General features: G+C 39.3%; 10 protein-coding genes. 4 read left to right on the top strand and 6 right to left on the bottom strand.

Going from position 1 to position 13,025, the window contains the following annotated elements; all coding sequences use genetic code 11:
• Window positions 1-47 precede the first annotated feature (47 nt).
• Both fadD and AN390_RS09665 read right to left on the bottom strand, forming a co-directional pair.
• Window positions 48-1,700 carry a long-chain-fatty-acid--CoA ligase FadD gene (gene fadD, locus AN390_RS09670; RefSeq protein WP_004586367.1) on the bottom strand — a complete coding sequence of 551 codons (1,653 nt, stop codon included), beginning with the start codon at window positions 1,698-1,700 and terminating at the stop codon, window positions 48-50.
• Window positions 1,701-1,815: 115 nt separating this feature from the next.
• Window positions 1,816-2,667, bottom strand: coding sequence for an alpha/beta hydrolase (locus tag AN390_RS09665; RefSeq protein WP_055254156.1), 852 nt, complete (start codon window positions 2,665-2,667; stop codon window positions 1,816-1,818).
• 580 nt (window positions 2,668-3,247) lie between these two features.
• On the opposite strand from AN390_RS09665, the gene AN390_RS09660 reads away from it, so the two are divergent.
• Entirely contained in the window at window positions 3,248-4,537 is a 1,290-nt protein-coding gene (locus tag AN390_RS09660; protein WP_054981946.1) for an alkaline phosphatase, read from the top strand.
• 64 nt (window positions 4,538-4,601) lie between these two features.
• Here the strand turns inward: AN390_RS09660 and AN390_RS09655 are convergent, their stop codons facing one another.
• The 3 genes from AN390_RS09655 to AN390_RS09645 form a co-directional block, all read right to left on the bottom strand.
• A complete protein-coding gene (locus AN390_RS09655; RefSeq protein ID WP_055254155.1) occupies window positions 4,602-4,931 on the bottom strand; it encodes a hypothetical protein in 330 nt (109 codons plus the stop codon).
• A 68-nt stretch (window positions 4,932-4,999) separates the two neighbouring features.
• Entirely contained in the window at window positions 5,000-5,704 is a 705-nt protein-coding gene (gene tsaB, locus AN390_RS09650; RefSeq protein ID WP_055254153.1) for a tRNA (adenosine(37)-N6)-threonylcarbamoyltransferase complex dimerization subunit type 1 TsaB, read from the bottom strand.
• Between the two features lie 9 nt (window positions 5,705-5,713).
• Window positions 5,714-7,630: an ATP-dependent DNA helicase gene (locus AN390_RS09645; RefSeq protein WP_055254151.1), complete on the bottom strand. Its 1,917-nt coding sequence runs from the start codon at window positions 7,628-7,630 to the stop codon at window positions 5,714-5,716.
• Between the two features lie 395 nt (window positions 7,631-8,025).
• On the opposite strand from AN390_RS09645, the gene AN390_RS09640 reads away from it, so the two are divergent.
• On the top strand, window positions 8,026-9,309 hold the full coding sequence (locus AN390_RS09640; RefSeq protein ID WP_004586375.1) for a sodium:proton antiporter: 1,284 nt from the start codon (window positions 8,026-8,028) through the stop codon (window positions 9,307-9,309).
• 133 nt (window positions 9,310-9,442) lie between these two features.
• Window positions 9,443-11,380: a cytochrome c/FTR1 family iron permease gene (locus AN390_RS09635; RefSeq protein ID WP_055254403.1), complete on the top strand. Its 1,938-nt coding sequence runs from the start codon at window positions 9,443-9,445 to the stop codon at window positions 11,378-11,380.
• A 58-nt stretch (window positions 11,381-11,438) separates the two neighbouring features.
• On the opposite strand, the gene AN390_RS09630 is transcribed toward AN390_RS09635, so the two are convergent.
• On the bottom strand, window positions 11,439-11,687 hold the full coding sequence (locus AN390_RS09630) for a hypothetical protein (protein ID WP_004586377.1): 249 nt from the start codon (window positions 11,685-11,687) through the stop codon (window positions 11,439-11,441).
• 435 nt (window positions 11,688-12,122) lie between these two features.
• Between AN390_RS09630 and hisG the strand changes: the two genes are divergently transcribed.
• Window positions 12,123-13,022 (top strand): ATP phosphoribosyltransferase, encoded by a 900-nt coding sequence (gene hisG, locus AN390_RS09625; RefSeq protein ID WP_004586378.1) that lies wholly within the window; start codon window positions 12,123-12,125, stop codon window positions 13,020-13,022.
• The last annotated feature ends 3 nt before the right edge of the window (window positions 13,023-13,025 follow it).

Raw genomic sequence — 13,025 nt, 5'->3', positions numbered from 1 at the left:
TCTCCTACAATAAAAAAGCCGGCTAATGCCGGCTTTTTTATAGTTTACTAATCTTTTAGGGCTCTTCTGAGAATTTTACCTACATTTGTTTTAGGTAACTCATCCTTAAACTCAACGAGTTTAGGCACCTTATAGTTAGTTAAATTATCACGACAGTGATTTATTATATCTTTTTCAGTTAAAGAAGGGTCTTTTTTAACAACAAAAACTTTAACTTGTTCGCCACTTACATCGTGCGGAATACCAATAGCCGCTACTTCTAGTACGCCGTCGTGCATGGCAACCACTTCTTCTATCTCATTTGGGAACACATTAAAGCCCGATACAATGATCATGTCTTTTTTGCGATCAACAATATAGAAGAAGCCTTCATCGTCGTATGTGGCAATATCGCCGGTAGCAAACCAGCCATCTTGCAAACATTCTGCAGTTGCATCTGGGCGGTTATAGTAACCTAGCATAACTTGTGGGCCTTTAACCCATAGCTCACCGGGTTCACCTTTTGCCGCTTCTTCTCCGTTTTCAAGCATTAGCTTAATTTCGGTATTAGGAGCAGGTAAACCAATAGAGCCATTATAAGCTTCTAAATCGTACGGGCTTACAGTTACAAGCGGTGCACACTCAGTTAAACCGTAACCTTCCATTAATTTAGAATTAGTCACTTTTTGCCATTTTTCAGCTACAGGACGTTGTACCGCCATACCGCCACCTAATGACATTTTTAAATGACTAAAATCAAGCTCTGCAAACCCTGGTGTATTAAGTAGCCCGTTAAACAGGGTATTTACACCGGTAATAGCAGTAAATTTATGCTGATTAAGCTCTTTAACAAATGCTGGCATATCACGTGGGTTTGTAATTAATACATTCAAACCACCGTATTTCATAAACGTTAAGCAGTTAGCCGTTAACGCAAATATATGGTAAAGCGGTAATGCAGTAACAACAACTTCAGTACCACGGTCTAATACTTTATCTAAACAGCCCGATACTTGCTCAAGGTTACCAACCATGTTGCCATGACTTAACATCGCCCCTTTAGATACGCCGGTTGTACCACCTGTGTATTGTAAAAAGGCCAGATCAGATAAGCTCATTTCTGGGCGCGTATACTTTGCAGGGTCACCTGCTAGCACATCTGAAAACTTAATTGTATTTGGTAGGCTGTAGCTAGGTACCATTTTTTTTATGTATTTAACCACAAAATTAACGATATGCTTTTTAATACCACCCACCATGTCGCCCACTTGGGTAACAACAATGTGTTTTACATCCGTTTTTGCAAGTGCTTTTTCAAGCGTGTCTGCAAAGTTAGCCAATATAAAAATAGCTGACGCGTCAGAGTCTTTTAATTGATGCTCAAGCTCTCGTACTGTGTAAAGTGGGTTTACGTTAACCACCACACAACCTGCACGTAAAATACCTAAAATAGCGATAGGCGTTTGTAACAAGTTAGGCATCATTACGGCAACTTTGTCGCCTTTTTTAAGACCTAAATCATTTTGAATATACGAGGCAACACGTTGTGTCGCTGTATCTATTTCATCATACGATAATGTTTTACCCATATTCGTAAATGCAGGTAAATCTTTGTAATCGGTAAAACTTTTTTCGAACACTTCGAGTAACGAGTTGTAATGCTCAGGATCGATTGTTTCAGGCATACCTTCTGGGTAGCGCTTAAGCCAGATTTTTTCCACTCTTAGCCCCTGTTTATAATTATATTTTTATTAACCTTAATCTAAGTAAGGCACTTTAACAATTGAGCAAATACTCTAATGCAGGAATAATCCCACATTTGGCGCTAATTTACAATTAACATGCACCATTTTGCAGCATAAAGGCTTGAATATGCTCAAAACATAACCCACTGCTTTGCATATGGCAATGATGCCCGCCATCTACATTAATTACCTTCAAGTTGTTGTAATAGCTAATATACTTGGCCAAATTTTGTTTTACAAACGAATAACCTTGGTTACCTAAAATTAATTGGCTTGGTGCAATTAATTGTTTTATTGCACCAATACATTGCGCTTCATCAAACCTAAAACCTGAGTGATTTTTAAGCTTAGGGTCTGTTGTTAACTCATACCCTAGTTCACTTTGCTTAATATTACGACTCATCAATAAGGTGATCAGTTCGTTATTTAAATCTGTTGTATTTGCACGCGCTTCGATAATCGCTGATTGCGATTTATAAACGCGCTTTTTTTTATTGTAGGCGCGCTCTCTGTTCAGTATCGCCCCTTTTAATTGCTCACATACTTCATCACTGGGGGTTGTAACACAGCCAATCCCTTCAATAAAGGTAACTGAATACACATACTCACTAAAACAACTTGCAAATAAACCTGCCACCATTGCGCCCATTGAATGACCGACTAAATGTACCTTTTTTGCCCCTAAGCTCTTTATAAGTTGGTACACATCGTCAATATAATCAACAAAATAATAATGAGCGTCCTGTGCACGCCAATCAGATAGCCCATGCCCAACAAAGTCAACACAATACCAAGTATGCTGCGGATTAACCTGATCCAACATAGGTGTAAAACTATTACTGTTATCTAGCCACCCATGCAAGGCTATAACCAGCTCATCGCCAGTGCCTTTTTGTAAGCCTCGCAATGTTATATTTCTTGTTTTTATTTCAAATGGCTGCAACAGACACCTCTTTTTAACGTGCGACATTATTTATAACATACTAGTTGTCAGACCTCTAATACCAAAAGTTTTTATATTTTTTATACTTATAAAGACCACTTGAATTTTAAGGTTAACTTTTGAGTTTCAATTATGTATTTAATTTCAATAACTTAAACTGTTTTAAGTTTCATTAATTCAATAAATAATTACAAACAGAGCTCAAATACTCTTCAGGTAAGTAATGTATACCACTATATTCAGTACACTATAATTAACATAACCTAAAAAAATGGCTGTATTGTTTTAGTGACAATTAGCTAAACCTGTTTATATACTTTGCTTTTTATTCTTACTTCATTTCATTATTATACGCGTGCGTATTGAACTTTGTGGATTGAAACTTGTTCAATCTACGGGCGGTTAAATCCTGGTACGAGGTTTGTAACCTTGTGGGCTGAGTAACAACCTAGCAAAAAACTTAATCGCCTTAGAAAGAATTTTTGGGCAGCGCATGTTTGGTATTTATGCTGCAAATTCAACACGCCGTAACCATATACAATTGTGGTGCTATTTAAACAGCACATTCATAGGGATAAAAATGAAAAACCAACTTAGCTTATTAGCGCTTTTATGTGCATCTACCAGTGTTTATGCAAGCGATGCACCTAAAAATGTAATTTATATGATTGGTGACGGAATGGGTCCTGCCTATACAACCGCTTATCGTTATTTTAAAGATGATCCAACCACCAAGCAGATTGAAACAACCGTATTTGATACTATTTTAACAGGCATGGCGCGTACTTACCCTGACGATCACACTTATGTTACCGACAGTGCTGCAGGTGCAACCGCACTGAGTAGCGGCCACAAAAGTTATAATGGTGCTATTGCAGTCGATACAGACAAAAAGCCCGTTAAAACCATGCTAGAAATAGCAAAAGAACGCGGTATGACAACAGCATTAGTCGCTACCTCGCAAATTAACCATGCCACCCCAGCAAGTTTTGCTACACATAACGAATCACGTCGAAATTACGATGCCATTGCTAATGAGTACATAGATAACAAAATTGCCGGTAAACTCCCTGTTGATTTAATGCTAGGCGGCGGTACGCAGTATTTTATTAGAGAAGACCGTAACCTCGTTGATGAATTTAAAGCAGCTGGTTATCAATATAGCGATGATATAAAAAACCTTGGTCAGATCACACAAGTACCGGCACTTGGCTTATACGCCCCAATGGGCCTGCCGTTTGCGCTTGATGCTAATTCAAACCACTTAACGCAACTAACAGCTAAAGCATTTGATTTACTCGACGGCCAAAATAAAGACGGCTTTTTTGTCATGATTGAAGGCAGCCAAATTGATTGGTGTGGACATGCTAACGATGTAGCCTGTGCCATGGCCGAAATGGATGACTTTGCTCAGTCGATTGAAAAAGCAAAAGCCTATATTGATAAAAACCCTGATACTTTATTAGTGGTTACTGCAGATCATTCAACTGGTGGGTTAACCCTCGGTGCGCACGGGCAATATAAGTGGGATACAGAAGTTATTAAAGGCGTTAAAGCAACAGCCGTTGAGCTGACAAAGCAATTACTCGCTGCTGATGACCTAGAGCCTATTTGGCGCGCCAACACAGGTATTGAATATACACCGGCTAATAAAGTAAAACTTGAACAAGCGAAAAAAATGGGCGAAACAGCGCTTAATTTAGCCATTAAAAGTATTATTAGTGACGCCAGCTTTACTGGTTGGACAACAGGCGGACACACCGCTGTAGATGTACAAGTATTTGCCTACGGTAAAGGCAGTGAACACTTTAACGGTGCTCAAAATAATACAGATATTGCCGATAAACTAATTGGCTTTATTAAACAGTAGCCATAAGCTTACGCAAAAAGCCCGAACCTGTGTTCGGGCTTTTTATTTTTTACTGTTACTGGGGCTAAGCGTATATATCGACGCCTATTAAATCTTGTACTTCGGCGCGACGCTCTAAATTTGCAAATTCAGTATATGTTGAAATTGCTTTACTCACCGTTGGGCTTGGTTGGTCATAAATAGTTTGGCTGTACTTTGCGTTACTAGTGTTTTGACTAAAGTATTGATTAGCAAGCTCTACACCCGCTTTACTAGTTTTTACATAATCTGTGTTTGTTTTTTGACTGGCGCTATCATCCGCTAAACCTTGTGGTTTAGAGGGTAAAATTTTTGTAGAGGTAACCTTTGCAGGAATATCTCCAGTAAAAAAACCAGCGCCAATTGGCAAAGTCATAGATAACTTCCAACAATAAACATATTAAAAATTATGATTTAAAAACACCCAATTTGCAACTCTTGTGCTTATTCGCGACCCGGTAGTTTTTTCCATGTTACTGTATCGCGCACATATTTAGGTTGCGCATCACTTGCTTTAACAACCTCGCCCTTTAAAAAGGCCGTGTCTACATGGCTAAGCATATAGCGAGCATCTGGCAAAGTAATGGCTGTATTTATGGTTATATTGCTAACGTTTTTAAGTGCATCAGGGTAACTTTTAAATCCCGTGCCAACGGCAATCGCGTGTAACTCTTCACTGCTTATGTGCTCTTTGCTTAATAAATCAGGTTTTATAACACACTCTTCATTTACTAACTCCATGCGTGCGTTATTTACTCGGTATTGGGCAAAATAAATTTCTCCCATACGCGCATCTATAGCTGAATACACTACTGGTGCCTGCGTTTGTTCGTACGCTTGCTGGGCCATAATTGCCAAGGTTGATACGCCCACTAATGGTAAATTGGCTGAATAAGCTAACCCTTGTGCAATAGCAACACTAATGCGTACACCGGTAAAGCTACCTGGCCCTTGGCCAAAGCCAATAACGTCTAAGTCTTTTAATTTACACTGTGCTTTATTAAGAAGCTCATCAACTAAAGGGAGTATTTTTTGACTATGTTGCTGTGGGCATTCTTCAAAATGATGAAATGTTTGGCCCTCAAAGTGTAAAACTAAAGATAACGCTTCGGTTGAGGCGTCTAGGGCAAGAATATTACTTTTAATCATTTTAGTACTCTAGTTAATGTGTTTTAAAAATGTGTTTGCATCTTCTAAGCTTCGCGTGCGGCGCATCGGCGGTAAGCTTTTTAAAAATACTTGGCCATATTGGCGCGTTACTAATCGGTTGTCGCAAATAACCAGCACGCCTTTATCTTTGTTATCTCGTATTAAACGCCCCACGCCCTGCTTGAGCGCTATAACAGCTTGCGGTAACTGTATATGAGCAAACGGGTCTTTGCCTTGCATTTGGCAATCTTGCATTTTGGCTTGCAGTAATGGGTCATCCGGTGCTGCAAAAGGTAACTTGTCAATAATAACACAGCTTAGCGTGCTACCACGTACATCAACCCCTTCCCAGAACGAGGCAGTGCCTAACAATACCGCATTACCATGGCGCGTAAATTTTTCCAGTATTATACGCTTAGACATTTGCCCTTGCATATAAACTGGGTAGTCCATTTGTGTGGTTAACCCCTCAGCCACCAAATGCATCATTCGGTAACTTGTAAACAGCACAAAGCAACGCCCTTTAGCCGATTTAATCAGCTCTAGGGTTAATTTTATAATTGCATGAGGCATGTTCTCTGCGTGCGATTCAGGCAAATATCGTGGTAAGCATAAAAGCGCCTGATTAGGATAATCAAAGGGGCTATCAACCATCATACTTTGCGCAGGAGTAATACCTAAGCTTGCATTAAAGTGATCGAGCTTATTATCAACCGATAACGTGGCTGAGGTAAATACAAACCCTGCGCCGGCGTCTTTCATCATTTGAGCAAATTTAGCAGAGACATTAAGGGGCGTAATATTAACCGTTAAATAGCGCCGCGTGGTTTCGTACCAATAGCTAAAGCCCGTTTGTGCGGTATCAAAAACACGCTCTAACTGACCTTTAAACGCTAATGTACGCTCAAACGGATGCTCTATTTTATCACTTCGCTCTAGGCACAGTTTTAATACCTGATAAACAAAGTCTAAATCGCTAATTACCCGATGCAGCGCTGCGCAAATTAATTTATCACTGAGCTTTTCGCGCCAATCTCCTCGGCTACCATCTACACCAAACTGTAAACGTAAATCAGCCACACTGGTTTCTAGCTTATTAAGGCTTTTTCCAAGTTGCAGCATATCGGGAATTTCTGCACGGTAAATAGCGCGTAAATCGTTAATTAAATCCACCAGCTTTTTAGTGCTAATACTTTCACCAAAGTAGTCACTGGCAATTTCGCTAAGCTGGTGTGCTTCGTCAAAAATATAAGCGTCGGCAGTAGGCATAAGTTCGGCAAAACCGGAGTCTTTTACTGCCATATCAGCAAAAAATAAATGATGGTTTATAACCACTACATCCGCTTCGGCTGCATTTAAACGCGCTTTGCGTATATAACATGATTGAAAGTCTGGACACTCTTTGCCTAAACAATTATCGGCTGTCGAATTAACATAGGGCAGTACCTTGGCGTCTTCTTCAATACCAATACAATCGGCTAAATCACCCGAGTGTGTTTCACTGGCAAATTTTGCAACCATAGCAAGTTGATGCATTACATCAGGATCGTCTGTTGGTACATGGGCTACATGTTGGTTTAGCCTATAAGTACACAGATAATTAGCGCGCCCTTTTAACAATGCGGTTTTTTTAGATGCATTAAGTGCTTTTACTAGCTGAGGTAAATCGCGGTGGTATAACTGCTCTTGCAAGGCCTTAGAGCCTGTTGAGATAATTGTTTTACCCTTAGATTTAAGGGCAGGCGCTAAATAGGCAAACGTTTTACCTGTACCAGTCCCCGCTTCAACCACTAACTGCGTGCTATTTTTTAATGCATCGTTAACGGCAACGGCCATATCAATTTGAGGTTGGCGAGGCGTGTATCCATCTAAAGATAACGCTAACGGCCCGGTTGCACTAAACAGCTGTTTGATAATACCAGTCACTTTACAAAAAATAATAGCAAGATTTTACGTAAGCCTGGCTATAAGGGCAAGCCAATTGAAATTAGAGTGTCTTAAAAAATGAAGAAAAAACCAACCATACAAATTGTATACATATATTTACACTAAATTACACTATTACACCCGCAAAATAGCCGCGTTTACTTTATTAAATTAACGGCAGTAATCAGTCATTATGTTGCCTAGGCAACTTTGTATTAATCTCCTCATTACAAGCAATAACACCAGTAAATTTGCATTAACTATATGTCTCCTAAAGACATAAAAAAAGTGCTAAAAGCCCCATAAATACTGTGACACAGCCTAGTCACAGGAGTAATATACGGCTCGTTTAATTCGCTCTTTTTTGTTCTCTAAAATAAATTTAAGGTTAGCCAATGAATGCTTGGTATCTCATTTGTTTTCTCTCTGCTATCGCAATTTTTATTGCTTATGCAAACCAGTATGTTCTTAAAATGCAAACAACGATTGCTATAACAACAGGCTCGGTTGTTATATCGTTGTTATTAATTATTTCAGTTAAGTTATTAGGCGATACAACTGCATTAGAAATGACGCAAATTGTAGCCAGTATTAATTTTAATGAATTGCTTTTAAAAGGCATGCTTGGATTTTTGTTATTTGCAGGTGCTTTAGAAATTAACCTGTTGGCACTGCGTAAACAACGATGGGAAATAACCGCTTTAGTTTTGTTCTCTACCGTAGTCTCTACTTTTTTAATTGGCTATTTAAGTTTTTATATTTTTGCCGCTCTTGGCTGGCCCGTCCCTTTTATTTATTGTTTACTTTTTGGCGCCTTAATAAGCCCAACCGATCCAATTGCTGTACTGGCAATTATTAAACAATTACGCGCCCCTGAAGGTATTTCGGTACAGGTAGAAGGCGAGTCTTTATTTAACGATGGTATTGGTTTGGTAATTTTTACTACGCTGTTTTCTGTTGCATTTTTTGGCACCGATGCCAACCCAGCCGACATTGCAGAGCTGTTTTTTGTTGATGCCATAGGTGGAATCGTGTTTGGCTTAGCAATGGCCCTTGTGGGTCACTTTTTAATTATTAACTGTAAAGATGTAAATATACGCCTATTAATAACCTTAACCATTCCAACTGCGGGTTTTGCCGCTGCCAATGTATGGGAAATATCTGGTGCGCTTGCCATGGTAACCAGTGGTATTATTTTAGGTAATATTACTCGCGCAAAAGCAACCGAGCGCACAGGGCCTGAAAACACGCGCTATATTAAAGACTTTTGGCACGCCACCGACAGCTTTTTAAACGCTTTATTGTTTTTGATTATTGGTATGCTGATTGTCACTATGCCAGTAACAATGGGTGAAATTGGCTTAGGCCTTGTTATGATCCCTGCTATTTTATTAGCACGTTTTATTAGTGTTGGTGCACCATTTGTAATATTTAAGCGCTTTAAAAACTACGACAAACACAGCGTTAAAATTTTAACTTGGGGTGGTTTACGTGGCGGTTTAGCATTAGCTATGGCTGCAGCTATTCCTCGTGATCAAGTATTTATATCAGGCAGTGATCTGCATGATTTAATCGTTATTGTGACCTATGTTGTGGTTATATTTTCTATTATTGTGCAAGGTTTAACTATCTCTCCTCTCATTCAAAGTAGTATTAAATCTGCCGAGCAAAGTCACTAAGTTTTCTTTATTAAACCCGCAGTCTATTCACTGCGGGTTAGTTATTTATGGGGGATTATTTTTAGCACGGTTTTATTTATTTTAAGCGTAATAAAAATAGTTTTAATTTTAAATGTTTTTTATGGGGCTAATTATGTCCAGTAAGTATACCAGTGTTTTTTCGTTATTTTATGGCATTACACGTCGCCACGTTTTTCTCTTTCCTTTGTTCTTACTCACTTTTTTATGTTTTTCTGCTTTTGCCTCAACGCCTGCTGAGCAAGCTAAGACTAAACAAATATCACAACTTGCAGAGTACGTAGGGGTTGATTACGTTGGCGCGGTGCAAAAAGGCGAGGTAGTCAGTAAAGACGAATTTCAAGAAATGTCTGAGTTTGCAAATTTAATAAGCACGCTAGCCACACAGTTAAGCAGTGCTAATAATCAATACAGTCATATAAAAATACAAGCTGGCGCCTTACATAACGCCATTATAAATAAACAAAGCGTACAAAGTGTTCGTGCTGCCAGCTCAAAGCTTAGGGAGTCTTTGCTTGAATTTATGCCACAGCTTTCTTTGCCTACATCTTTATTACCCCTAAAACAAACAAAAGCACTTTTTGCAGAAAATTGCTCTATGTGCCATGGCATAAATGGACAAGGTGATGGCCCACTTGCTAAAGGTTTAACACCACAGCCCACCAACTTTACGGATAAAGAGCGAGCCACAAATCGCACAATTATGGGATTATATGAAGCTGTATCCAATGGCATAGACGATACGCCAATGGTTGCTTTTAGCCAATTTAATGAGCAACAACGTTGGTCACTCGCCTTTTATGTAGGCAGTTTAGCTTTTCAAGATATAACTAAGCCGCAACACAATAACCAGACGATCAGCACTTCAGACATCATTAATCTTAACCCTGCGCAGCTTTCACAAAATCAATCCCCTGCCCAAGTTCAATTTATTAAGTGGCTGCGCGGTAATCCTGAACACTTATTTAAAAACAAAGCGGAGCCACTTAGCGTTGCACGCTCGCAACTTATTGCAGCGCAAAATGCACATGCTAATGGTGAGTATGCAAAAGCCAGCGAACTGGCTATCAGTGCCTATTTAGATGGTTTTGAGCTGATAGAAAATAATTTAAATGCATACGATGAAAGCTTGCGTAAAAGCATTGAAGTACAATTGATGAACTTACGTAACACATTCAAAAATGAAAAAAACACCGAGCTTGTCAGTGCGCAAGTTAATGCTGTACTTGCACAATTAGCAGAAGCAAACAACCTACTTAATGACACCACACTTAGTGATGGCGCCTTGCTATCAGCCAGTTTACTTATTTTGCTGCGCGAAGGCCTAGAGGCACTATTAGTTGTTATTGCGCTAATGACGGTGCTTATAAAAACCAAACGCCAAGATGCGCTTAAATACGTTCATATTGGCTGGGTAATGGCCCTCATAGCAGGTGGCTTAACATGGGCAGCAGCGCAAACATTAATACAAATAAGTGGTGCAAGCCGCGAAGTAATGGAAGGGATAGGCGCCCTATTTGCAGCTATTATTTTGCTATATGTTGGGGTATGGATGCACAGTAAAACCAGTGCTCAGCAGTGGCAGGCATATATTCAGCAAAATATTAATACGCGTTTAGAGTCTGGCACACTGTGGGGGCTCGCGGGCCTCTCGTTTATAGCGGTATATCGTGAAGTGTTCGAGACGGTATTATTTTATCAGTCGTTATTAACACAAAGCTCGCAAGCACAGTATTCATCGGTTGCGATGGGCTTTGCATTGGGTGTGGTTTTATTAGCGCTTATTGCATGGGTGTTAGTTAAATATTCGATTAAGTTACCTATTGCTAAGTTTTTTGCGTATACAACTTATTTATTATTTGCACTTGCCTTTGTATTAATGGGTAAAGCTGTCATTGCATTACAAGAGGCTGATTTAGTCGCGATTAGTGTAATGCCGATAAACTTTGATATTGCACTACTGGGTTTAAAATCTACGTGGCAAGGCTTTATAGCGCAACTTGCCGTAGCTGTTATATTTAGCTTTTACATTATTAAAGCTAAAAAACACTAGCAAACACATCCTTAATAGTAAAAAGTTGTACGTGGCTTTTTACTATTAAGGGTTTAGATCATGCCCATGTATCTAAATGTTTATTCCCTTCGTCATCTACGGTAATCGCTTTTTCATTAGCTGCACTTGCACTTTTTTTGCCCTGCGCCTGCGCTAATCTTTTTTTGTTGAGCGTCTGCTTTTTTTCATTTTCAAGCTTAATTTTTTGCGCTTGCGGCATATTTTGCACACCTGCAATATGAAATGTACTTTTTGGCTCAAGCTCTAACCGCGAAATTTTCCCTAAAAAAGGGATCATTATATCCATACTCCCCTCCTTAACCTGTTTATTAAAAATTAGATAAATTGACCAACAAAGCCCAATTTGCCTACAATTTAAACATTAAAACAACTAAAAATACTGATTAGCTCTCAATATTATCGGCAGTTATAAGATATGCTTTAATTTGGTAAAAAAAAACTTGCCTTAGCTAGGCGGTTTATGTTTTTATGAGTGCGAAATTTATTGAAACAGATTAAAGCTTAACGCTCACTAAATAGCGGTAAGCAAAATAGGATACAAACATGCGCTTAAACCTGACAACAGTACATCATCACCACCATTCACCGGAATAACCTGTCAGGTCTTTCGCTGAGAGGTTATTCCTAAAAGGAACCTCTGGCGATTCAAAACACATTGATTCATTTTCGCCCTGAGGTTCCCCTCGGGGTTTTTAGTTTTTAAATTAAAGGAAAATGAATAATGAGTAACACAAATCGTCTACGTATCGCCATCCAAAAAGGCGGTCGCCTGTCTAAAGATTGTCAAGATTTACTAAAGCAGCTAGGTGTTAAATTAAACCTACGTGAGCAACGCTTAATTGCACATTCAACCAATATGCCAATTGACGTACTTCGTGTGCGCGATGACGATATTCCGGGCTTAGTAATGGACGGTGTTTGTGATTTAGGTATTGTTGGCGAAAACGTACTAGTAGAAGTACAAGCCGAACGTGAACGCCAAGGTGTACCAAGCGAAGTTAGCAAACTAGCAAAACTAGACTTTGGTTACTGCCGCCTTGCACTTGCATGGCCACAAGAGCTTGGCCCACGTGATAAAAGCTGGTTTGAAGGCAAACGTATTGCAACAACCTACCCAGAAATTTTAACGCAGTGGTTAAAGCGCGAAGGCATTAATGCAAGCACTGTAATGCTTACAGGTTCAGTAGAAGTTGCACCTCGTGCCGGTCTTTCAGATGCAATTTGTGATTTAGTTTCTACCGGTGCAACGCTTGAAGCGAACGGCTTGATTCAAGGTGATACAATTTTAGAATCAAACGCGTGTTTAATTCAAAATAAAGACCTGCAAGATGAAGATAAACTAGCGCTAATCAATAAGCTTATGCCGCGCCTTCGTGGTGTTAAACAAGCTAAAGAAAGCAAATACATTATGCTACACGCGCCAAAAACTAAACTTGATGAAATTTGCGAAATTTTACCAGGCTCTGGCCAACCTACTCTACTTGCACTTGCTGGTAACGAAGAGTACGTAGCACTTCACATGGTAAGCAGCGAAACATTATTTTGGGAAACAATGGAGCAGCTTAAAGCCCTAGGCGCTAACTCTATTTTAGTAATGCCAATTGAAAAAATGATGGAGTAAGTA

Origin of the sequence: Pseudoalteromonas sp. P1-11 (assembly GCF_001399995.1) — a bacterium.
In the GTDB taxonomy this organism is placed as follows: Bacteria; Pseudomonadota; Gammaproteobacteria; order Enterobacterales; family Alteromonadaceae; genus Pseudoalteromonas; species Pseudoalteromonas atlantica.
This window is presented reverse-complemented; position numbering and strand designations above follow the sequence as displayed.